This is a genomic window from Kitasatospora sp. NPDC005751 (assembly GCF_040630835.1).
GTDB lineage: Bacteria > Actinomycetota > Actinomycetes > Streptomycetales > Streptomycetaceae > Kitasatospora.
In genome coordinates this window covers 182,179-205,318 of the sequence record NZ_JBEXYC010000009.1, presented here as the reverse complement: position 1 = coordinate 205,318, position 23,140 = coordinate 182,179, and the positions used below count along the sequence as shown (strand labels likewise).

Below are 23,140 nucleotides of genomic sequence, written 5' to 3'. Positions count from 1 at the left end.
CAACGAACTCCCCCACCTCGCCGCCCGCCGTCACACCGAGACCGAAACCGGCCTCGTCCTCCCCCTGCGCAGCATCCTCGCCACCGACTACACCGACGCCCGACTCCTCCCCGAAGCCATCGACTTCGTCTACTGGGGCGGCCGCCTCACCCGCGCCCAACAAGCCACCACCACCCACCACCGCCCCCCGCACCACATCACCGGCCTCCACTTCATCCACCCCGACCACCTCGCCGACACCATGGACCCCGACCAGCACCACCGCGTCACCCAAGCCCTCGACGCCCTCACCCGCGGCGCCCACCTCCCCTTCCTCCTCCGCGGCATCCCCGCCGAATAGCAGCCCGCCGAGTCAGGCCCCGGCGACTAGCGACCGGAGCACGGGTCCCGGTAGGCGACTTCGGGCACGTACTTCTCCCACTGCGAGCGGCTGATGGCACCCGTGCTGTAGGAGCACAGTCGGGCGGCGAGGTGGGCGGGGTCGGTGTCGAGCAGCGAGACGCGCTGGTTGGAGGCGACCAGGAGCGTCGGGCCGGCCGCCACCAGCGCGACCGCGCGGATCGATCCGCCGCTCGGGTTGGCGACGGGAGCCGTCAGGACGGGAGCGGTGGGGTCACGGACGTCCCAGAGTTCGAGGGCCGTGCTGTTCCAGACGGTCATGAGCCGGCCGTTCTCGGCGAACTCGATGCCCTCGACGTCCTGCAACGTCTGGACGGAGGTCCGGGGGCGGGGGTGCTGCGGATCGGTGATGTCCCAGAGGGTGACCGTGCTGCCGCTGTTCCCGGCCGCGGCGAGCAACCGGCTGTCCCTGCTCAGGCCGAGCGCGTTGCCGAAGGCCCCGGGCAGGGTGACCCGTGAGGCCGGTTCGCCTCCCCCGGTGAACCGGAACAGTTCCAGGGACGAGCACTTGCAGGTGAGGTCCGGGGTGCTCGTGACGGCCATGACCGCCCCGGCCGCGGTGCCCCGGGACACCGCGGAACCCATGTTCCACCCGTCGCCGGGGTCGCCCGCGGCGTCCGGCGGCTTGATCGTCGAGGAGCCGGCGCGCCTCGGCTTCGCCGGGTCGCCGATGTCCCACCATTCGAACCCGCTCTTGCTCGCCAGGTAGGCCGTGCGTCCGTGGTCCAGGACGCCGGCGTCGTAACTCCCGGAGTCGGGGGCGGGGATCGAACCGACCTCCACCGCGTCGAGCGCGTCTCCGACCCGCCACAGGTGGAGCGTCCCGCCGCCGATCACCGCCATGACGGTGCCCGGGGCGGACCAGGTGACTCCGACCGTCAGGATCGTTCCCGAGGACGTGGCGGGGAACTCGGCGGTGCCCAGGGAGCCGGCCTTGACCGGATGGTGCGGATCGCTCACGTTCCAGAGCTGGACCTCGCCCTCCCACCCGATGGTCAACAGTCCGCGCTCACGGATGAACGCGGTGCCCCGCACCGAGACCGGCAGGGTCGCGACGAGGACGGGGCCCTCGGGTTCGGAGATGTCCCAGATCCCGACGGACTGCGTCTGCAGGGGCGGCATCTGCATCGGGGGCTGCTGGGGCGCGGCCATCAGGTGTCCGTCCGGACTGAACGACCAGGAGGCGGGGCCGCCGGGCTGCCGGGCCTGGTCGACCTGCCGCCCCGGTGAACGCCACCGGCGCACCACACCGTCGGCGCCGGCGGTCAGCAGCCCGCCCGCCCCGCCGGTGGCCATGGCGTAGACGCCGAAGGCGGTCTTGGTGCAACTCGACTTCGTGGAACCCAGGTCCGTGTCCTGCGGGGACAGGGAGGCGAAGCAGAGGTCCCCCTTGGGATCGTTGACGTCCGTCCCGCCGTAGGCGAGGAGGTCGCTGTCCCGGCCGAAGGCCACTCCGCTGACGTTCGCGGAGCCGTCCATACCGACCCTGATCGGATCGGGAGCGCTCGGGTCCTTTACTCGCCAGAGACCGACCTCCCGCTGGCTGCCGGCGGCCAGCAGGGTGCCGTCGGGGCTGAACGCGATCGACTTGTACCCGGTCTCCAGGGCGGAGAGGCCGACCGGGTCCGCCGGGTCCGCGAGGCCCCAGACCTGGGTCTTGCCGCCCTGGACGGTGGAGGCGAGCAGGTTGCCCTGCGGTGCGAAGGCGACGGCCGCGAGGGCGGTCGGCCCCTCCTCGGTGGGATTGCGCAGCCGGGTGAGCCCCTTGGGGGCGGAGCGGTCGGCGATCGACCAGAGCAGGGTGTCGCCGTTCCCGCCGGCCGCCGCCAGCAGAGTGCCGTCCGCGCTGGTGGCCATGGCCGGGACGGTCACCCGCTGGTCCGACGGGTCGAACAGCCTGGGCAGCCGGGCCGCGATCACGGGCTTGCCGAGGTCCGCGAGGCTCCACAGGCACAGGCCCTCGCCGCCGCAGCCGCCCGCCAGGTGGGACCCGTCCGGGGTGAGGGCGATGCCCACCATGCCGGTGTCGACGGTCGACCGGAGGGCCGGGGCGGACGGATCGGCGAGATCCCAGATCCGCACCGCTCCGTCCTCGTTCAGCGCGGCGGCCAGCGTCCCGTGCAGGGCGGTCGCCAGGATGAGGACCGGGCCCCCGGCCTCGCCGACGACACTGTTCAGCAGGGTGCTGCTCAGGTCGAACAGCTGGGCGGAGGCCTCCGGAGTGGGGGAGGCGCGGTAGGCGGCGACCGCGAGCTGGGCGGCCAGCCCGGGATCGGTGCTGCCGAGCGTCTGCGCGCGTGCTGCCAGGCCCTTGGAATGGACGATCGCGGCCTGCCGGGCGGCGGCGTCCGACTGCCGCTCGGCCAGCACTCCCCCGGCCGTGGCGGCCACCAGCAGGACGCACAGCAGCGCGGCCGTCCACCGCCACCGCCGTTTGCGCGACCGCCGGTGGACCCGCCCGCGTTCCAGGTAGTCCCGTTCGGCCTCGTTCAGGTACCCGGGCCGGCCGCGCAGCCACGGCTGGGCGCCCGCCAGTGCCGTCGTGGTCGGCAGCAGGTCGCGGGGCCGCCCGCTGCGCTCCCAGCGGTCCCGGTCGTGCCGCAGGACCTCCCGCCAGGCGAGGAAGGCCCGGTCCTCCTCGACCCAGCCCCGGAGCTTGTCCCAGGCGTTGATCAACGCCTCGTGCGCGAGTTCCACCGTCTCGACGCCCTCGGCGCTGCGGCCGGTGACCAGCAGGCGGTCGGCGGCGAGGGCCTGGGCGATGCGCCACTCGTCCTCGCCGAGGTCGGTGCGCAGCGCGGTCCGCCGGGTGGCCGACAGCGCGCCCATCGGCACCCGGACGAGCTGGGTGAACAGGCGGCGGGCCACCTGCTCGTCCTCCGCAGGCACCTCCCGCCGGAGGACGCCGGCGGCGTAGACGCCCAGGGCGCCCTTCACCCCGCCGAGCCCCTCGTACGCCTCGTGGGTCAGCAGGCCGGCGCTCTGGTCGCGCCAGAGCAGGTCCAGGGTGAAGCCCAGCAGCGGGAGGGCGCCCGGCTCGGCTCCGGTGTCGTCGAGCAGACGCTCGGCCAGGTTCGGCGCGTAGCGGACCCCCGCGACAGCCTCGACCGGGGCGGTGACGACCTCGGACAGCTGCTCGCGGCTCATCGGCCCCAGTGCGTAGACCTGCCGGCTGATCACCGGGCCGAGCCGCGGATGGGCGAGGGCCGCCTCCAGGAAGTCGGCCCGCAGGGTCGTCAGGATCCGGACGGTGCCCGGCAGGGTGTCGGTGAACAGCGCTGCGGCCAGTTCGTCGACGGCGGCCCGGTCGAACGCCAGCAGTTCCTCGAACTGGTCGAGCACCAGCAGCAGTTGGCGGGCGCCGTGCCGTTCCAGGAGCCGGGGCGCGAGATCGGCGATGCCCTGGGGCCGGGCCAGCACGGCGGCCAGGTCGGGGATCCGCAGCAGACGCTCCGTCTCCGACAGCTCCGGCTCCAGCAGCGGCAGCAGCGCGGCGGCGAGCGCCGTCAGCGGGGTGCTGCCGGAGTCCGGCCGCAGGATCACCGCCAGCGCGCCGGAGGCACGACGACGGGGCACCACCCCGGCCATGGCCAGCGACGACTTCCCGGAGCCGGACGGGCCGACCACGGTGACCCAGCGCTCGCGGGCCGACAGGAGGGCCACCTCCTCGCTCTCGGCCCGCCGGCCGTGGAACACGTGCGCGTCCGACTCCCTGAACGAGGTCAGGCTGCGGAACGGTGACGGCGCCAGCGCGACGGCCCGCAGTTCCGGCCAGGCCGCGATCAGGCCGTCGGTGGGGATCAGGTAGCTCGCCGCGGGGTCCCCCGCCTCGGCCACCACCACCATGCCGACCACTCCGCCGAGCCGGTCGTCCCACACCGGGCTCCCGCTGAACCCTCCGGAGACCCGGTAGCCGCCCGCGGCGAGGTCGACCTGCATCAACCCGCCGCCCTGCCGGTCCCGCAGCACGCCCGAGTGCCAGACCCCGTCCGACCGCCCGACCGGGAACCCGAACACCCGCACCGGGTTGCCCCAGACGTCCTCGGACCTGGTCTCCACCGGCCGGACCGGACGGGCGCCGGCCAACGGGGCGGCCAGGCGCAGCAGCGCGACGTCCCCGCTACCGTCCGAGGCGCGCGGCACCCAGTGCACGACGACCGCCATCGCTCCCGCCACGGCGGGCCCGTCGGGGCCCTCCGGGCCGGGGGAACCGTCCGGGCCGGGCGACCCGGGGGAGCCGTCCACCCTGTGCGACCCGTCCGGCGCGGGCCTCGCCGGTGACCTGGGCAGCAGCGGCAGGTCCAGGAAGACCCAGGACCCGACACCCGCCTCCACGCCCTGACCGGCGAGCGCCGCCGAGACCACGTGCGCGCAGGTGAGCGCCAGCTCGGGGGTGACCAGGAAGCCCGCACCGACCGGTCGGGCCAGCGCGTCGTGCACCCGCAGCACCGCCGCGTCCAGCGCCTTCGCCCCGCTCCCCGTTCCCGTTCCCGGCACCGGTCCCGTTCCTCCGACGGGGCCGGTGCCCGGTCCGGGGCCCGGCCCGCTCACGGCGCGGGCTCCGCCGCCGGCTCGACACCCCCGCCCGGTTCGTCGACCGGGGACCGGTGCCAGGTCAGCGAGACCTTGAAATTGGCCTGGGCCGAGGTACTCGAGATGATCACATCCGCCTCGGCGGACAACGACAGTCCGAACTCGATGCCGATCTCGTCCGGCGCGTGGACCATGCCCCGGAACCCGTCGACGAAGTCCTGCGCCACCGGCCGCACCCCGGCCAGCAGCTCACCCAGGGACCGGGTGGCACGGGCCACCACCTGCCCCGGCCGGGCGACCTGCACCAGGCCCTCCGCGGCCTGCTCGATCTCGACCTTCACGATGTCCGACCGGCCGTCCGTCGCACCGACCGGCAGCTCGACGAGATATGCCATGTCTCCCCCTCGGGACCTCGGCGGCCCCCATGCGTGGCTGTCCCCCACCCGGTCTACCCCGCCCCGCTCCCGCTGACCCGGCATCCACCGAATCCGCCCGAAACGCACCGGTCCGGGGGTCCGGGCACGGGCACCCGGCACGGCACGGCACGGGTGGGCGGTTCACCCGGCGCCGCACCCCTGCCGCGGGCTCCTCGTCCCGGCCACCGCGGGCTCCTCGCGCACACACCGGCGGGCGGGGGGATGATGTGCTTCAGGAAGCGCGAGGAGGTTCCGGCCCATGGACATCTCGCTGACCACCGACCGGCTGATCATCCGGGACTGGTCGCCGGACGACGCCGAGGCCGCTCTGGCGATCTACGGCTCGCCGGACGTCGCCCACTGGCTGACCCCGGCGATGGACCGCGTCGCCGATGTGGCGGCGATGCGGTCGGTGCTGCAGGCCTGGCAGGAGGCGCAGCCGAACCTGCCGCCCCCTCGGGGCCGGTGGGCCGTGCAGCGCAAGGAGGACGGGGCCGTCGTCGGCGGTCTCGGCATCCGGCTGCTGCCGCCGTTCGAGGACGACCTGGAGATGAACTGGCAGCTCGCCCCCGACGCCTGGGGCAAGGGCTACGCCACCGAGGCCGGCCGCGCCCTGATCGCCTGGGCGTTCACGCAGGAGGCCGAGGAACTGTTCGCCGTCGCCCGGCCGAACAACACCCGCGCCATCGCGATGGCGAAGCGGCTCGGCATGGAGTGGGTCGGCGAGACCGGTAAGTACTACGGGCTGAACCTCCAAGTCTACCGCGTCCGCCCGAGCGACTTCCGCGACTGACGGGGCGCACCCGACATCCGGAGGATCGCCCGCCTGCCCGTCTGCCTACCCGTCCGCCCCCTCGGCCGCCTACCCGCCCGTCGTAGCCGGGCCGGTCGTCGTCGTGCCGGGCGTCGTCGGGCCGGTCGTCGTCGGGCCCGCCGTGGCCGGGCCGGTCGTCGTCGGGATCGGCGGCGCGGCCGGGGCCGGGCCGAGGGTCGTGGTGCCCGGGGCGGCGCGGTGGCCGAGGCCGGTCCGGTAGACGTCCAGGGCGCGCTCCACCCGGCCGGTGCGGCGCAGCAGGTCGCCCAGGAGGCGGCACAGGTCGGCGAGGTCGCCCGCCGCGCCCGCTCGTTCGAGCAGGGCGAGGGCATCGACGTAGTGCCGCTCGGCGGTGCCCGGGTCGTCCCGGTCCTCGGCGATGAGTCCGAGCAGCCGGTGCGCCCCGGCGGCGTGGACGGTGCCGCGGTCCGGGCCGATCCGGTCGAGGAGGCTGCGCAGCAGGTCGTCGGCCTGCTCGTGCCGGCCGCGGCGGCGCAGGACGTCGGCGAGTTCGACGTCCACCTGGTGCGTGAACAGCTCCGCCTGCCGGGAGGCCAGCATGGCGCGGGCGGTGCGCAGTTCGTCCTCCGCGCGGGCCAGGTCGCCGGCCTGGGCGTGCACGTAGCCGCGCATCCAGTGGCACTTGGCCAGGTCGGAGGTGAGGCGCAGGCGCTGGTAGAGCGCCTGCGCCTTGGCGAGGGAGGCGTCGGCCTCGGCCGCCCGGCCGTCGGCGATCAGAGTGCGGGCCACGCTGCGGTGCAGCCCGGCGACCAGTGCGGGGTCGGTGGCGTCGGGGGCCAGCGCGAGGGCGAGTTCGGCGGCCTGGGCGGCGCGGGCGTGGGCGCCCATGTCCATGTAGGGGCCGATGGCGGCCGAGTACAGCAGGAGCAGCGCGTCGGGGTCGTGCAGGCCGCCGGCGTTGAGCCGGTCGATGGCGGTCTCCAGCAGGTAGCAGGCGTACCGCAGTTCGCCGGCCAGCAGGTGGGCGACGGCCCGGCCGCGGATCGCGGCGGCACGGCGGGGCAGCGGCTCGTCGGCCAGGAGGCGCTCGGCCTGCTCGAAATGTTCCCGGGCGTCGTCGAGGCGGCCGGCCTCCAGTGCGCAGTCGCCGAGGCCGAGCAGGGCGGCGGGGCGGACGGACTCGACGCCGTAGTGGTCGGCGCGGTCCCGGACGGCGGTGAAGCGGCGGGCCGCCTCGGCGGTGTCGCCGTCGGCCAGGGCGCTCTGGGCGTCCGCCAGGGCGATGCCCAGCTCGGTGGCCAGGTGGGCCGGCCGGCCGGTGGCGAGTTCGTCGAAGGTGACGCCGAGGCGCTCGGCCAGATGGCGCAGCGCCGCCTCCGAGGGGTGTACCCGGCCGGCCTCGACGGTGGAGACGTAGGCGGCGGTGTAGGCGGGCTCGGCGAGCATGCGCTGCGTCAAGTGCCGTTCCCTACGCAGTTGTCGGACGCGGCGGCCGATGTCGGCCGGGTCCTGTTCCGAGGTCATGTGCGCCCCTTCCGTCGGGTGTCGGCCCGTTCTCGCCTCGCCCTATTGTCGTGGACGTGACAGTCGCTTAGATTAACTCCCTGTTTCAGTCCGATTATCTCGACACTTAAGCACCCCCGCCGGCGTTCCGCCGCACCGTGCCCCAGCACCGCCCCCGCCCCGCCCACCCCCGCCCCTCCCGGAGGTCCCCGTGCGTCACCGCAGGCTCGCCACCACCGCCCTGGCCGGCGTCACGGCCCTGGCAGCCCTCTGCTCCTGGGCCGTCCCGGCCACCGCCGCCCCGGCCACCCCGCCGGCGGCCGGCGCGCCCGTGACCGGCGCGCGAACGGGCGCCCACCAGGTCGAGGCGTTCGCCGAGGACGGCAGCATCAGCCGCGCCCGGGTGCCCGCCGCCTCGCCGTTCGTCGCCCCGCAGTCGCTGGCCGGGCCCCCGGCGGGCGACGGCACCGTCACCCCGCTGGTCAGCAACGGCAGCACCGACAGCAAGCTCGACGTGGTGGTGATCGGTGACGGCTACACGGCCGCCGAACAGCAGAAGTTCCTCGCCGACGCCGCCACCAAGTGGCAGGAGATCACCGGCGTCGAGCCCTACACGACCTACCGCTCACTCTTCAACGTCTGGGCCGTGCAGGCCGTCTCCACCGAGTCCGGCATCACGGGCGACCCGGACCGGGCCACCGTGCGGCAGACCGCCCTCGGCTCCTACTTCTGGTGCGAGGACGTCGAACGCCTGCTCTGCGTCGACACGGCCGCAGTCGACCGCTACGCCGCCAAGGCGCCGAAGGCGGACCTCGTCCTCGTGGTCGCCAACAGCGCCAAGTACGGCGGCGCCGGCTACAACGACGTGGTCTCCCCGCTCGGGTACTCCGGCATCGCCACGGTCTCGGGCGGCAACGACCGCTCCGGGCAGGTGGCCGTGCACGAGACCGGCCACTCCCTGGGCCTCCTCGCCGACGAGTACTCCTACGAGGGCCAGGGCAGCTACGAGGGCGACGAACCCACCGAGGCCAACATCACCACGCTGACCGCCGACCAGCTGCGCCGCACCCGCGCCAAGTGGTACCGCTGGCTCGGCCGGACCTCCCCCGACGGCGGCACCGTCGGCGCGTACGAGGGCGGCGGCTACTACCCGACCGGCCTCTACCGGCCCACCGACAACTCGATCATGCGATCGCTCGGCCGCGAGTTCAACCTCCCCGGCCGCGAGGCCATGATCGCCGGGTTCTACCGCTACGCGACCACCCTCAGCAGCCCCACCCCCACCACCACCCCGCTCACCCCCGCCGACCGGCTCGCCGTCGAGCTGCCCGCCCCCGGCACCCGGCTGCGCTGGTACCTCGACGGCTTCGAGCTGATCACCTGGCGCGACCGCACCGCGGTCACCCTCTCCGACCTGCCCCTCTTCGGCCCGAAGGGCCTGCGCCACCGGCTCTCCGCCGTCGCCACCGACCCGACGACGGCCGTGATCGACCCCAAGCTCCGGGCCACCCTGACCGACACCCTCTCCTGGGGCGTCCACCGCTGACGCGCCGTACGCCGTGGAGTGGGACGTCGGCCGGGCCGACTTCCCACTCCACGGCCCTGGGGGCTGCCGCCGCTACGCGGGCCGACGGCCTGCGGCGGCCGGGTGTCGGTGGCATCGGGTTCGATGAGCGCATGACCGTTCATGACGTGGCGCGCCGCCTCCCCGCCGGCGCCGACCTGCGGGACCTGTGCCGTTCGCTGGCGATGCTGGACGCGATCCTCAGCCCGGACCGGGAGGGCCGGTACCACTCCTTGGACGCAGGCTGGGCGGACGGCGAGGAGATGGCCTCGATGCGCGACGGGTCCGGGGACGAGTACTCCATCGTGTTCTCGGCGGCCGGCGTCTACGTGCGCGGCTTCGCCCACGAATCGCCGATGAGCCCGTACGGCAACGACGGCGAGCCCTGGCCGGGAGTGGTCGACGGCGTCCCCGAGCCCTTCGGGCGCTTCGTCGAGGAGCCCGCGTTCACCGACGAGGACGGCGTGCCCGTGGTGACCGCCTGCCTGTGGCGGGGACCGGCGGACGACCGGTGGCACCACGGGTCGATCGACTTCCCCGGGGACACCGCCGATCCCGACGGGTCGGCGGGCCTGTTCGCCCTCCTGCTCGACCGTTCGCCGGAGGCCTACCAGCGGTTCGCCGAGGACTACTACGAGACCGCCGTGGACCTGGCGGCGGTGAGCCGGGTGTTCGCGCTGCGACCGCTGGGCCAGGACCTCGTGTCCCTTCTCAACCCCGAGGTCGAGCTGGGCGAGCTGGCCCAGGACATCGCCGGGATCGGGTATCCCCAGCCGGACAGCCAGCCCGTCTGAACCCGGTCCACGACCCGCGGGTCCCGGACGAGGGCCTTGCGGAACGGGACCTCCCCGTCACCGTCGGAGGGGGACGTCGGACCGGCCGACTCCCCACTCCGGGGCGGCAGCACGCCGTCGGGCCACCGGCACCGCCGGGACGCACGGGCCCGGGCCGCTGTGTCAGAGTGGCCCGGGCCCCGGGGCGGGGCGGGGGCGTAGGACGGTGGGGTCGGTGGGCGACGGACAGGAGCGGTGGCGCGCCGCGCAGGCGGTACAACTGCTGGGCTGGGTCGCCTCGTTGCTGCCACCGGAGGCGCACCGCCGGGCGATCGCCGAACTGGGCGGCGCCGAGCACGTGGCCGCCGAGGCCGCGCGGGTGCGGGGGCCGGGCCACCGTCCGGCCCGTACCGACAGCGGCCCGGTGGCCGCCGGGACGGGCGGTCCGACGGCCGGGCTGCGCGCGGCCCGGTCGGTGCTGGAGTGCGACGCGGTGCTGGCCGCCGCCCCCGTGGACTGGCCGGCGCTCGCCGCCGCCCATCGCCGGGAGCCGTTCGAACGGCGCCAGCGGCGCGCCCTGATCGCGCGCCGGGACTGCCCCGACGCGTTCACCGCCGAGCTGCTCACGCCCTGGGAGCCGGCGGTGGCGAACCGTCTGGTGGCCCGGCAGCAGGAACTGCCGCCCTGGGCCTGGCGACCGGGGCTCGCCCGGATCGGCGAGCTCCGGCCGTCACTGCTGCGCCACGTGCTGACCGGGGAGAACGCGGCCGACCTGCTGCACGCCACCCCGAGGGTCGACCTGCTGGTCGCGGCCGTCGACGGCTACGACCACAACCACCGGCAGGTCCACGGCTTCTGGGAGGCCGTCGGCGTGGCGCTGCGGGCCGGGACCGGCGCCGATCCTCGGGCCTGGCGCACCGCAGCGGAGCGGTTCCCCGGCCACCGCGGCAGCCTGCGCGGCCTGCTCCGGGGCCTCGGCCGCCCGGCAGCCGGTGCCGCCGGGCGGCCCGACCTGCGGGTTCTCGTGCAGGCGCCACCGGAGGTGCTGGCCGCGCTGGTCGGGCGGCTCGGCGACGACGAACTGGCCGCGATGGCCGAGCACCCGTTGCGCCGGCTCCGGACCAGGGAGTACTTCACCCGGACCGTCCTCGACCGGCTCCACCGGGCGGGAGTGCCGCCCCGGGCGCTCTTCGCCCGCTGGGCCCTGGGCGTGTACGGCAACGGGGACGCGACCGCGATCCGAGCCTGGCTCCACGGCCTGGACGACCGGCTGGACCAGTTCATCGACCATCTCGCCCACACGGACGCCGAGTTGCGCCGCCTCCTGGCCGAGCGCCGGCCGCCGGAGCCACCCGCCGCGGACCTCCCGGCCCGGCTCCGGCGGTGCGCCGGGCCGGTCGAGGCACAGGCGGTGCTGGACGGCAGCCGCCACGCCTGCGGCGGCCCGCCGTGGGCGGAACTGGTGCGGGCCCACGCGCGGACCCCGCTGCCCGAGCCGGTGCTGTGCGTGCTCGCCGACCGCGCCGGGTTCCCCGACGAACTGGCCCGTGCCCTGCCCCGCGAGCGGCTGACCCGACTGGCCCCGCACGGGCCCGCGACCGCCCGGGCCGCACTCGCCGACCTGCGGACGACCTCCACCGCGTCGGACCTGATCGAACGCGTCCGCCGGGCGGCGGTGCTCGACGACCGCGAACTGCTCGCCGCGATCCGGCCCGCCCGGGAAGCCCTGCGCCACGGCCACCACCTCCCCCCGCAGGCCCCCGGACGCGACGCCTGGGCCGCTCGCTGCGCCGAACTGGTCGGGCGGGCCGCCGAAGCGGCGGGCCCCGGTTTCTGGCGGACGGCGGCCGAGCTTCTGCCCGGCCACGACGGCTCGCTCCCCGAGTTCCTCGCCGCTGTGGGATCGCCGGCGCGCGCCTGACGCGCGCCACCGGAGAGTCAACTGCTCGACGGTTCAACGTTTGAGACCGCAGTCCTTGCCCGCGGGCGGTACCTCCCGGGGGCCACCCCGCCTGTGGCAGAGTGGAAGGGTCGGGAGACCGACCTGGTCGTGGGTGGCCTCCTGGCGGAGCCGGTGACGAGGTCTCCCATGGCTGAGCTGAGCCAGATCCTCTCCATCGCGCCGGCGGCCCTGGCGGCCGCGGGTCTGATGGGTGGGGAGGGTGCGGGCCCGACCGGCGGAGCACTCGGCGCGCTCAGCGTGCCGGAGCGGGAGCCGTGGGCGTGGCGGCTGCCCCACGAGGCCCGCGCCCGGATCGCTGGCGACACCGGGCTCCAGGACGAGCTGACCCGTGCCTGGGGCGAGGCCGTCACGGGAGCCGCCTCCGTCCGGCTGGCCCTGCACGACGTACCGCCCACCCACCGGCGCGCGCTCGTCGAGCGGTTATCCACCCTGCGGCCCGCCGTCCGCGCGGTGTTCGTCGCGGACGTGAGCCTGGCACCGGATCCGCCCTGGCACCGGCCCCTACGGGTCGGCGCCGTAGGGGCCGACCCGGCCGGGGAACTCTTCGACGGCCTGCGCTCCGATCCGAGAATCGCGGACACCTACACCCCCGGTGAGCCGGACGACCTCCTGGTGGTCTCCGATGCGACCGGGCTCGCCCTGCTGGAGCAGCACCGCGACGGCGTTCGCGCCACCTGCGTGCTGTGGTGCGCCCCGCAGCCGCCCGGGCGGGCCGAACTGGCCCGGCTCGACAGCGCGGCGCGCGGTCTCGGGGCCTCCGGCTGGATCGTCGCCGACCTCTCCGGGACCGGTGCCGCCGACTGGCTCCGCCTGCTGGTCCGCGGGCTGCTCGACGACCGCCCACTGGACGAGGCGGCGGCCCGGGCGGGCTCCTGGCTGACGGTGGCCCACCCCGATCTGGTCGAGCGCCGCGCGCTGTCCGACGCACTGCCGTACCCGGCCGGGCCCGGGGGAGCCAGCGAGGCGGTTCACCAGGCAGACAACGTCTCACCGCCCTCGCTGCCCGCACCGGCGGAGCGGGTGACGATCCGCCCTGGCACGCGGGCCGGCGCCCTCCGACACCTCGGTAGCCGCTTCAAGCGCGCCGTCACCCCCGCCCTGCGGGTGCCCCGCCGGGCCGGGCCGGCGCCCGGCCGGCCCGATGCCCGCTTCCTCCAGGCGCTCGTCGCCGTCCGAGCGACGGGCGAACCGCGCCGGCAGGCGTTCCTGCCCGGCGCCGTGCACGACATCCACCTCCGCGTCGGGCCCGGCAGCCCCGAATGGCACGCGGCCACCGAGGAGTTCCCCGAGGAGGGGCTCTCGTTCCGAGGAACCGGGGCGCGCCTCGTCGTCGAGTTCTACGAGGAGCGGAGCACTGCGAGCCGCCACACCTCCAAGGCGATCGTCCTGCCGGACCGGGGCGCGTCCAGCGAGGCCGTGTTCCCGGTCGCGGTGGGGCCGGACGAGCGGGAGATCCGCTGCGGCGCCCGCGTCTACCACCGGGACCGGCTGTTGCAGCGGCTGGAGCTGACCGGCCCGGTCGGAGCGGCCGACCGACCCGTCGCCGGTCGGGAGATCACCGTGCACGGCGAGGTGTTCAGCTCCCTCAGCGACAACTCCGACAGCACCGACAGCACCGACGCCACCGACAGCACCAGCACCGCCGGTACCGCGGGCACCGGTGACCGCCGGGCGGCGGTCATCCGCATCGACAGCGACGACCGGGCCGACATCCGCCTGAACGGGACGAGCACCCCCGTGCGGCTCGCCGACCTCGACCGGTTCAGGGCCCTGATCCAGCAGCTCCTCACCGACGACCTCGACCGGCAGCTCGGCGCGCCGGAGACGGAACTCCCGCCGCCGGACGCCCTGCTGCGCGGCCTCGCCCAGCAGGGCAGCACCCTGTTCGACCAGTTGGCGACGCTCGGCCTGGGGAGCCTGAAGGACGTCACCTTCCTCCAGGTGGTCTCCGCCGAGGCGGCCGAACTGTGGCCGGTGGAGTTCGTCTACGACTACGGGTACCCGCGGGACGGCGCCACGCTCTGCGCCCACTGGCGCGAGGCCCTGGCGACCGGCACCTGCTCCTGTCGCCGCGGCGCCGGCAGCAGCGACGGCACCGGCCGCCGGACGATCTGCCCACTCGGGTTCTGGGGCCTGCGCATGGAGATCGAGCGGCGGGTGGAGCGGGACCGGCTCACCGGCACGGTCGTCGAGCCGGACGCCACGGAGCGCGGCCGGGCGCTGCGGCCGGTCGACAGCGTGCTCTTCGCGGCGAGCGACAAGGTCCGGGCGCAGGACCGCACGGCCACGGCGGCGCTGCTCCGCACCTCGTTCGGCGCCGACGGGCTGCACACGGCGGCGAGTTGGCGAGCCTGGCGGCAGGTGGTCAGGGCCCAGGGCCCGCCCCTGCTGGTGGCCCTGCCGCACAACGCGAGCGACGAGGGCAGCACCGCCGTGCTGGAGATCGGCAAGACGAACCGGCCGAGCAGGCTCGCCGCCGTGCTGATCGACCGCCGGTACATCCTGTCCGACCGGCACGACGGCGGCACCGGCCCGGTCGTGATGCTGCTCGGCTGCACCATGGCGCAGGCCGAGGTGCGCTGGCAGAACGTCGCGGCGAAGTTCCTCCAGGAGAGCGCCCCCGTGGTGGTCGCGACCCTCGTACCGACCCTGGGCCGGCAGGCCGCCGTGATGGCGGGCATCGGGGCCGCGACGCTCGCCGACCGGGCCAGCGACGGGAAGAGCATCGGCGAGCTGGTGCGTGACATCCGCCGGCTGCTGCTCGCCCGGGGGTTCACCCTCGCCATGTCGATCGTGGCCTTCGGCGACGCCCGCTGGCTCGTCGAGAGCCCGGCCGGCAGCACGGCCATCAGCACGACCGCGAACGCGAACGCGGCCGGAACCCCTGTGGGAGGCACGCCGTGATCACCGTGCAACTGCTGCCCGCCGCACACGGCGACGCGCTGTGGATCGAGTGGCCCGGGCCGGGCGGCGAGGTCCACCGGATGCTCGTCGACGGCGGACCGAACACCACCTACCGGGCCGTCTTCGACCGCGTCTCGGCGCTGCCGAAGCCGGACCGGCACCTGGACGTGCTGGTGGTGACGCACGTGGACGCCGACCACATCGAAGGCGTCGTACGCCTCCTCCAGGACCGGACCGCGCTCGGCCTGTCGATCGGCGACGTCTGGTTCAACGGCTGGCCGCAGCTCACCCAGGACGCCGACCTGCTCGGCGCGGACCAGGGCGAGATGCTCCAGGCCCTGATCGGCAGCCAGCACCTCGCCTGGAACGCGGCGTTCCGCACGGCCCGGGTGGAGGCGCCCGCCGTCCGGGTCCCGGCCCGCGGGCCGCTGCCCTCGGCCGTGCTGCCGGGCGGCGCCCGCGTCACCGTGGTGTCCCCCGGCGGGGCGGAGCTGCTCGCGCTGCGCAAGGAATGGACCACGGTCCTCAAGGGCCTCGGGGTGACCCCCGGACGCCCCGGGGAGGCGCTGGAACGGCTGGCCCGCCGCAAGGACCTGCGCGGCCTGGCCGACGACCTCCTCGGCGGCGAGCGGGTGGACGGCTCGGTCCCCAACGGATCGAGCATCGCGTTCCTGCTGGAGGTCGGCGACCACCGCGTCCTGCTCACCGGCGACGGCCACGGCGACGTCCTGGCGCGCGGTCTGACCCGGCTCCTGGCGGAGCGCGGTCCGGAGCGAGGTCCGGAGCGAGGCGCGGACCGGCTGGCGGTGGACGCCCTCAAGGTGCCGCACCACGGCAGCGCCGCCAACACCACGGACGAGCTGCTGGCGCTGCTCGCCACCCGCCGCTTCCTGATCTCGACCAACGGCGACAAGTTCAAGCACCCGGACCGGGCCGCCGTGCTGCGCCTGATCGGCACCCCGGAGCGGACCCCCGGGCCGCCGGAGCTGGTGTTCAACTACCGCAGCCCCACGACGGATCCGTGGGCCGACCCCGACCGGCAGCGGACGCTCGGCTACACCGCCGTCTACCCGCCGGACGCGCCGGGCCCGCCGACCCCGGCAGGCCCGGGAGGCCCGACAGGCCCGGGAGGCCCGACAGGCCCGGCGACCCCGGCAGCTCCGGCGGCGGGCACGACCGTGGAGGTCTGACATGGCGAAGATCGGTGTGGCCCTCTCCGGTGGCGGCTACCGCGCCACCATGTGGGGCATCGGAGCCCTCATCTACCTGGCCGACGTCGGCCGGCACCGCGAGGTGGTGGCGATCTCCTCGGTGTCCGGCGGCTCGGTCGCCAACGGCGTGGTCGCCCACGAGACCGACTACCGCGACGGCCCCGGCACGGAGTTCGCCGACCGCGTCCGCCCGTTGATCCGCCACTGCGCCCACACCGGGCTGTTCTTCTGGGGCCCGTCGACCAACGCGTACGTGCGCTCGCTGTTCGTGCTCGGCGGCGCGGCCGCCGCGGTCACGCTCACCGGGGTGGTCGTCGCGGCGGTCGACGGCGTCCGGCTCCTCTCCGGCCTCCTGCTGGTGGCCGGTCTGCTGCTGTCCGCCGGTGCGCTGCTGTTCTTCGAACGGCGCAGCGCCGTCGTGGACACGGCCCTGGCGCGCGAGCTGTTCAACCGGGACGGCGTCGCCACCGGGCTGCGCGACGTGCGGCGCTCGGTCGACCACGTCTTCTGCGCCACCGAACTGCAGAGCGGCGACCACTTCTACCTCTCGCCCGCCTTCACCTACGGGTACCGCTTCGGCACCGGCGGCCCGGGCGACCTCGCGCTGTCCACCGCGGTGCAGGTCTCGGCCTGCCTGCCGGGCGCCTTCGCCGTCCGGCGTCTCCCCGCCGCCCGGCACTACGCGGCGGCCGGTCCGAACGGGTCCGCCGCCGGTCCGGGCGGCGGCGATCCCGCCGCGACCGCCGCCGAGCTGGTGCTGACGGACGGCGGGGTCTACGACAACATGGCCGACCAGTGGCTCACCGCGCTCGCGGACCGGGCCCGGCGCGCCGACCGGCCGCCCGCGCAGTACGAGGTCGACGAGATCGTCGTGGTCAACGCCTCCGCCGGGATGACCTGGCGCCCGCTCCCCCGGTCCCGGCTCCCGCTGGTCGGCGAACTGGCCGCCCTGCTGCGGATCAAGAGCGTGATGTACGACGTCACCACCAGCCATCGGCGCAACACCCTGGTGCGGTGGTCCGAGCGTCCCGCACCCGAGGGCGCCCCGGTGAGCGCGCTGGTCCACATCGCGCAGTCCCCGTACCGGGTGGCCGACGCGTACGCCGCCGCCGGGGACCGCTGGCCGGAGCGCGCCACCCGCGCCAAGGAGGTGCTGGACGCGCTCGGCGACGACCCGCGGAGCCGGGCCGCCTGGCAGGACCTGGCCCGCCGCAGCAGCGGCACCCCGACCGTGCTGCGCAAGCTGGGCGCCGACACCACCACGGACCTGCTCCTCCACGCCTACACCCTCGCCGCGTGCAACCTGCACGTCCTGCTCGGCCACCCGCTGCCCCCGACCCTGCGGGACCGCCAGTACTTCGCCGACCTCGTCGGCCGCCGGGCCGGGCCGTGACCGGACGCCCGGCCGACCGAGCGCCCGGCCGAGCGGCGGCGGACGGGCGGGGGCGGACGGGCGGGGGCGGACGGGCGGAACCACCCGGCCCGGCGGCGGGCCCGCACGAAGGGTGCGGCCCGCCGCCGGGCACGGAGTGCGCGGAGGGTCAGCAGCCGCCGGCCGGCCGGTCGCGGACCACCAGGTCGCTGCGGCCGGCGGTGGCGTCCACCCAGACCACCCGGGTGCCCTGCTCGGCGGCAGGCCGGTACTGGCCGCCGCGGTTGCAGGAGACCCGCTCGGGCGTACCGCCGGCGAGCGGCACCTGCCAGAGCTTGGGCAGCGCGGCGTTGCTCCACTCGCCCCGCTGCTCGTCCGTGCCCACCTGGTAGGTGACGGCCCGATCGGAGGCGGTGAGGGTCCCGTTCGACGGGGCGTTCGGCCCGTCACCGGACACCACGTCGGTCACCCCGGAGCCGTCCACCGCGCCGGAGCGGATCGAGGTGCGCCTGCCGCCGTCGCCGGAGGTCTCCGTCCAGAGCAGCCGCCCGCCCGTGAGCAGGGCCGGTCCGACCTTCGCCTTCGAGGCCGGCACCACGTACTGGGCGGTGACCTTGCCGAGCGCGATCGAGTAGACGGTCGGCGCGTAGACGTCGGTTCCCTGGTCGCCCACCCAGCGCTCGGTCCAGCCGAGGACGCCGTCCTTGAGCGTCACGCTCAGCACGTCGTGGCCGGCGGGCAGCGGCAGCGGCACCGCCGGTCCGCCGTCGTGGGAGAGGAACACCCGGTTCAGGTTGACGCTCGGGTCGCTCGCCCGGAACGCGATGTCGCCGCCGGACACCCGGACGTCGGCGGGCAGCCGCGACGGGGAGGAGTAGAGGGTACGGACCGGGCCGCCGGCCAGCGAGCGGGTCAGCACCTCCATCTTCCAGCTGTCCTGGCCCTGGCCGCCGAGCGAGATCCACGCGGCGGACGTGCCGTCGGTGGCGGGGTAGCCGTGCGCGCGCCCGTCCTCCGGGCTGAGCCGGGTCGGGCCGCCGCCTCCGGTGATCGGGCCCGTGTACAGCGCCTCGGTGGCACCGGGCCGCTCGGCGCTCGCCATCACCCAGCGGCCGGCCGCGACCGCCGGGGCGCCCGTCCCGGTGATGCCGCGCAGCAGCGTGCGGCTGTCCGCGCCGATCCGGCTCTGCCAGCCGGCCCGGATCCCGTGGGCGTCGAACGCCCCGGCCACCGTCCGCAGTTGGGCCCGGCTGAGCCCGAGGTCCTGGCCGGCGGCGAGGACGGCGTTGCGTCCCGCGACGAAGTCGTCCAGCGGGGTGAGGTAGGCGGCGAGCGCCCGGTAGACCACCCGGTCGGCGGTGAGCGGGTCCAGGGTGCGCCGGATGTCCCAGAGCGCGCCGCTGAAGATGGTGGAGTTGAGGTGCACCCCGCCGCTGTCGACGTCGGTCGGCACGCCGAGGTAGTCGTCGACGGTGGTCCGGTGGTTGTCCAGCCGCCGGCTCCCCGCGCAGGCCTCCGGGGTACCGGTCCGGCAGAGGTTCTCGCCGAGCAGGCCCGCCTTCGGGTCGGTCATCGGGATGCCCCGGGCGGTGACCTCGATGGCGTTGCCGAAGTAGTCCGCCAGCGCCTCGTCCATCGCGCCGGTCTGGCCGGCCATCAGCAGCCCGGCGGTGTTCTCGACGACACCGTGGGTCATCTCGTGGCCGACCACGTCGAGCGCGACGGAGAACGGGCGGAACTTGTCGTTGCCACCGCCGTAGACCATCTTGCTGCCGTCCCAGGACGCGTTGGCGAGCGGCTCGCCCCACGCGGTCGCGTTGACCACCGAGATGATCGGTCCGGCCTTGCCGTCCAGCCCGTCCCGGCCGAGCCGGTCACGGTAGAAGTCGTAGACGATACCGGCGTTGACGTGCGCGTCGGTGGCGCCGACGGTGCCGGTGGCGGCCGGGAAGTCCGGACCGGGCGCGTGGACCACGGCGAGGTCGGTGGGCAGGCCCGGCCCGACCCCCTCGCCGGCCGCGTCGTAGGTGGTGACGGCGGCGGGCCGGGTGAGGTCGCTGAACTGGTAACTCCCGTCCGGGAGGCGGCCTATGTCCACCTTGACCGGGCGGCCGAAGAAGTCCGGCGCGGTGCCGGTGGCGGGCTCGACCCCGGCCGCCGCCCCGGTGGCGGTGCCCTTGGCGGCGCCGGTACCCGTGGTGCCCGCGGGGGCCGAGGAGCGGGAGTCGTGGACGAGGGCGACCACCCCGAGGTTCGCGTCCACGTAGACCTCGCGGGCCTGCCCGCCGCCCGCCGGGTCCGCGGCCCGCACGGTGAAGTGCCGGGCCAGCCGGCCGGCGCCACCGGGCACGACCACCGCGCCGTGGTCCTCCACGGTGGCACCGGCCCGGGCGCCCGGGTCCTTGATCTCGCCGAGCGCCAGGTCGCGCAGCACGGCGGCGGGGACGGTGGCCGTCGTCGGCGCGGTGAGCCCGGTGAAGTACTTGCCGCCGACGGACTCGACCCGCTGACCGGCGCCGTCACCGGTCAGGTGGACCAGGTACTGCGCGCCCAGCACGGGCACACCGCCGTGGTACTGCTGGAACCTGACGGTGCTCCGGCCGTCGGCGCCGCGCTCGGCGGCGACCTCGGCGAGCTGCCCCGGGTCGATCCGGTAGCGCTCCGGGTGCGCCGCGAGGTGGGCCCGGGCGGCGTCGGCCGGGCTGCCCGGCGCCGACTCATGAAGACCGGTGACCAGTTGCGGGGTGGCGGTCTCCTGGCCGTCCACCAGCGTGGGGACGGGATCGGTGTCGGCGGCCGGCGCGGCCGGAACGGCCAGCGCGGCCGGTGCGGCGAGGCCGAGGCTCAGAACGGCGGCCAGGCCGGCGCCGAGCGCCTTGGGCGTGCGAGAGCGTTGGTGCACTGCGGTCCTCCCGTGAACAGCGGAACGGATGCCCGTGGCACCTACGCGTGCCACGGCCGATGACGGCTCGTCAGCCGCCCACGGACTCTTCACCGTCGCGGAGTTGACGGCAGGTCGGAGGACGCGCGGTCACGCGGACCGCGCGGCTGACGATCACCACGAGAACCATAAGTCGCCGGACGCGATATGTCGATAGACGGTATATACAGTCCTTCGGAATCACCCGTGGCCGAGCGGGCCCTGACACCATGGAGGCATGACCGACTCGGTGCACAACCGCTACGAGGGCTCGGCGCAGCTGGTGGCGCAGGGGAAGAACATCGAGATCTCCGTGATCCACCCCCGCGACCCCGTGAGCGACGCGGCCGACCGGCTAGCCCTGCGGGTCGGCGCCCAGTGGCAGGACGAGGCCAACGTCCGCGGTCTGACGGGCCCCGGCCGCCTGGCGGTGCGGTGGGAGGCCCGGTGGGCGCCGACCGCCGACCACACCGAGGTCCGACCTGACCGCCTCGGCCTCGACGAGCTGATCGCCCGGCTGCCGGGGCCGGCCCGACTGGTCGTCACCGGACCGGGTGGAGCGGGGAAGTCCTCCTTGGCGGTTCTCCTGGTCCTGGGGATGCTGGAGCGGCGCGGGCCCGGGGACGCCGTTCCCGTCGTCCTCTCGCTGTCGGGCTGGGAGCCGGAGAAGCACAGCCTCGACGACTGGATCGTCCAGCGCGTCACAGAGGACTACGGCGACCTCGTCCCCGGCTCCGCGGCAGGCATCGTCGAGGCGCTGGTCCAGTCCCGGAAGATCGTTCCCCTGCTGGACGGCCTCGACGAACTCGTGCCGCCGGCCCGGGCCGACGTGGTGGTGACCGCGCTGAAGCGCTCCCGGGCGAGCACCGGATCGCCTCTGGTGCTGCTCTCCCGACCAGAGGCCTTCAAGGCGGCCGCGGCCGAGGAGTCCTTCCTCCGGGCCATGCCCGTGCTCCGGGCCTGCCCGGTCACCCCGCAGGACGGACGGGACTACCTCGCCCGGGAATGCGATCCGGAACGGCTCGCACGGTGGCAGCCGGTCTTCGCGGAACTGCTCGGGAATCCCGGCGGCCCCCTCGCCCGGGCCCTCTCCTCCCCCCTCATGCTCTGGCTCGCGTCGACGGTCTACGCACGCGGTGCGGCCGGTCCGGAGGAGTTGCTCGACTCCGGACGCCTGCCGACCCGGGCACACATCGAGGACCACCTCCTCGACGGACTCGTACCGGCCGTCTTCTCCCGAGGGCCGGCGCCCCGTCACATCCCGGGCGGGGTGCGGCCCTGGGGGGAGAAGCGCGCCCTCGGCTACCTCCGCTTCCTGGCCAGCCTGCTGGACCGCGGACGGACGCAGGACATCGCCTGGTGGCAGATCCTGGCCGCGCCGACCCGCCCCGTCGTCTGGGGCGCCGTCGTCCTGGTCGCGGTGGCGCTGGTGGGAACGGGCGCGGCCTACGCGGCCGCCGCCCTGCTCTCCCTCGGCGAGTCCTCGACCAGAGCGCCGTTCACGACCGCCGCCGAGGCGCTCGCCGCTTCGGCGGGACTGTCCACGGTGGCGACGGTCGTCGGAGCGGTCACCGCCAAGCACCTCTTCCCGGGCCAGGGCGAGCGCCCCCGCCGCCCGGTCCGGACCGGTAGCCGGTTCCTCCCGGCCCTTCCCGCCGTGACCGTGGTCCTGGCCGTCGCCGGGTCGGTCACCCCGTCCGGGGCACCGGCGATCCTGGCGGCCTTCTTCCTCCCCGTGCTCGCCGACGTGCTCCTCACCCGACCGGCCGACTCCGACACGGCCCTGCGGCCCCGGCTGCTGCTCGACGACGAACGGCGGATCGCTCCGCCCGAGCGGTGATCCTCGCTCCCGTCGTCGCGGGACTCTGCGTGGGGTTCTTCCGCTGGTTCGACGGACGTCCGCTGCCGGCCGTCGCGGCACTCGCCGTCGCCTGGTCCTGCTCCGCCCTGGCGCTGGCCGCCCTGAGCCGGTGGGGACGCTGGACGGCCACCCGGCTCGTCCTGGCGTGCCGACGGCGGCTGCCGACGGACACGATCGGGTTCCTGGAGGACGCGCACCGGCTGGGCGTGCTGCGACAGGTCGGCGGGGTCTACCAGTTCCGCCACGCCGGACTGCGGCGACGGCTCGCCGGAGCGAGTCCCGACCGGGCCGCCGGAACCGCCGACCGGCCCGGTGCGGTACGCCTGCGGAGCAGCGCCACCAGCCTGCGCGCCCTGCGGCTGCTGGGCTTCGACCTGGTGATGCCGGTCGTCGCCTACCTCGTGGTCGTCGCACCGCTGTCCTCGGCCACCGGCTTCCGCAACGACTGGCACCAGACCTGGGACCTCCTGGTACGGGACCGGCTCGTGCTGGCGGTCCTGGTGGCACTGCTCCTGCTGGCCGCGCTGGGACTGCGCGCCGTGGGAACGGAACTGCGCGTCGACGCGGACGCGGTCGAGCTCAACCGGGGCCGCCGGCTGCGGTTGAGCTGGGAGGACGTGACCGGGGTCCAGGTCCGCAAGGCCCCGGCGCCCACGGGCATGGGAGCCCTCCTGCCGGCCCAGTACCACCTGGCGGTGCTGCCGAGGCCCGGCCTCGTCGGACCGAAGTACCGTACCGACCGGGACGGTTGGATTCGGGTCTGGGACCTGGGACCGACCGGCTCGGTCCCGCTGGCGCTGGAGGTCGCCCTGTCGCACTTCGCCGGTGGACGCTGGGGATCCACCCCGTGAGCGCCCCGGCGAATGGGGTGCGCTCCGGCCGGAGCGCACCCACCGTGCGCCGCCGGGCTGACCCGGTCGGGCGACATCGGCGGCACCGGCGGATG

13 protein-coding genes and 1 pseudogene are annotated in these 23,140 nt (G+C 75.3%); 10 read left to right on the top strand and 4 right to left on the bottom strand.

The genetic code is table 11. From position 1 onward, the window contains the following. Positions 1-340: pseudogene (locus tag ABZ497_RS12650) on the top strand (hypothetical protein); the annotation flags it as partial. Positions 341-366: 26 nt separating this feature from the next. Here ABZ497_RS12650 and ABZ497_RS12645 read toward each other — a convergent pair. Both ABZ497_RS12645 and ABZ497_RS12640 read right to left on the bottom strand, forming a co-directional pair. After that, on the bottom strand, positions 367-4,896 hold the full coding sequence (locus tag ABZ497_RS12645) for a trypsin-like peptidase domain-containing protein (RefSeq protein WP_359804596.1): 4,530 nt from the start codon (positions 4,894-4,896) through the stop codon (positions 367-369). Between the two features lie 50 nt (positions 4,897-4,946). After that, positions 4,947-5,327 carry a CU044_2847 family protein gene (locus tag ABZ497_RS12640; RefSeq protein WP_359804594.1) on the bottom strand — a complete coding sequence of 127 codons (381 nt, stop codon included), beginning with the start codon at positions 5,325-5,327 and terminating at the stop codon, positions 4,947-4,949. 280 nt (positions 5,328-5,607) lie between these two features. On the opposite strand from ABZ497_RS12640, the gene ABZ497_RS12635 reads away from it, so the two are divergent. Next, a complete protein-coding gene (locus ABZ497_RS12635; protein ID WP_359804592.1) occupies positions 5,608-6,141 on the top strand; it encodes a GNAT family N-acetyltransferase in 534 nt (177 codons plus the stop codon). A gap of 69 nt (positions 6,142-6,210) precedes the next feature. On the opposite strand, the gene ABZ497_RS12630 is transcribed toward ABZ497_RS12635, so the two are convergent. Continuing rightward, the gene (locus ABZ497_RS12630) at positions 6,211-7,647 is read right to left on the bottom strand and encodes a tetratricopeptide repeat protein (protein WP_359804590.1); all 1,437 of its coding nucleotides are present in this window, start codon (positions 7,645-7,647) and stop codon (positions 6,211-6,213) included. Positions 7,648-7,837: 190 nt separating this feature from the next. Between ABZ497_RS12630 and ABZ497_RS12625 the strand changes: the two genes are divergently transcribed. The 6 genes from ABZ497_RS12625 to ABZ497_RS12600 all read left to right on the top strand — a co-directional run bounded on the left by ABZ497_RS12625 (position 7,838) and on the right by ABZ497_RS12600 (position 17,434). After that, positions 7,838-9,172 carry a M64 family metallopeptidase gene (locus ABZ497_RS12625; RefSeq protein WP_359804589.1) on the top strand — a complete coding sequence of 445 codons (1,335 nt, stop codon included), beginning with the start codon at positions 7,838-7,840 and terminating at the stop codon, positions 9,170-9,172. Between the two features lie 131 nt (positions 9,173-9,303). Continuing rightward, positions 9,304-9,984 (top strand): hypothetical protein, encoded by a 681-nt coding sequence (locus ABZ497_RS12620; RefSeq protein WP_359804587.1) that lies wholly within the window; start codon positions 9,304-9,306, stop codon positions 9,982-9,984. Positions 9,985-10,198: 214 nt separating this feature from the next. Next, a complete protein-coding gene (locus ABZ497_RS12615; RefSeq protein ID WP_359804585.1) occupies positions 10,199-11,884 on the top strand; it encodes a hypothetical protein in 1,686 nt (561 codons plus the stop codon). A gap of 168 nt (positions 11,885-12,052) precedes the next feature. Then, positions 12,053-14,830, top strand: a complete 2,778-nt coding sequence (locus ABZ497_RS12610; protein ID WP_359804583.1) for a hypothetical protein — start codon at positions 12,053-12,055, stop codon at positions 14,828-14,830. Then, positions 14,827-16,020, top strand: a complete 1,194-nt coding sequence (locus ABZ497_RS12605) for an MBL fold metallo-hydrolase (RefSeq protein ID WP_359804581.1) — start codon at positions 14,827-14,829, stop codon at positions 16,018-16,020. The genes ABZ497_RS12610 and ABZ497_RS12605 overlap by 4 nt, the downstream gene beginning before the upstream one ends. A gap of 1 nt (position 16,021) precedes the next feature. Continuing rightward, positions 16,022-17,434 (top strand): hypothetical protein, encoded by a 1,413-nt coding sequence (locus tag ABZ497_RS12600; protein WP_359804579.1) that lies wholly within the window; start codon positions 16,022-16,024, stop codon positions 17,432-17,434. A 148-nt stretch (positions 17,435-17,582) separates the two neighbouring features. Here ABZ497_RS12600 and ABZ497_RS12595 read toward each other — a convergent pair whose 3' ends face one another. Beyond that, the gene (locus tag ABZ497_RS12595; RefSeq protein WP_359804577.1) at positions 17,583-20,315 is read right to left on the bottom strand and encodes a M4 family metallopeptidase; all 2,733 of its coding nucleotides are present in this window, start codon (positions 20,313-20,315) and stop codon (positions 17,583-17,585) included. A 256-nt stretch (positions 20,316-20,571) separates the two neighbouring features. Between ABZ497_RS12595 and ABZ497_RS12590 the strand changes: the two genes are divergently transcribed. Together ABZ497_RS12590 and ABZ497_RS12585 are read left to right on the top strand one after the other, a co-directional pair. After that, positions 20,572-22,173: an NACHT domain-containing protein gene (locus ABZ497_RS12590; RefSeq protein ID WP_359804575.1), complete on the top strand. Its 1,602-nt coding sequence runs from the start codon at positions 20,572-20,574 to the stop codon at positions 22,171-22,173. Next, positions 22,170-23,045 carry a hypothetical protein gene (locus ABZ497_RS12585; RefSeq protein ID WP_359804573.1) on the top strand — a complete coding sequence of 292 codons (876 nt, stop codon included), beginning with the start codon at positions 22,170-22,172 and terminating at the stop codon, positions 23,043-23,045. Before ABZ497_RS12590 ends, ABZ497_RS12585 begins: the two co-directional genes overlap by 4 nt. The last annotated feature ends 95 nt before the right edge of the window (positions 23,046-23,140 follow it).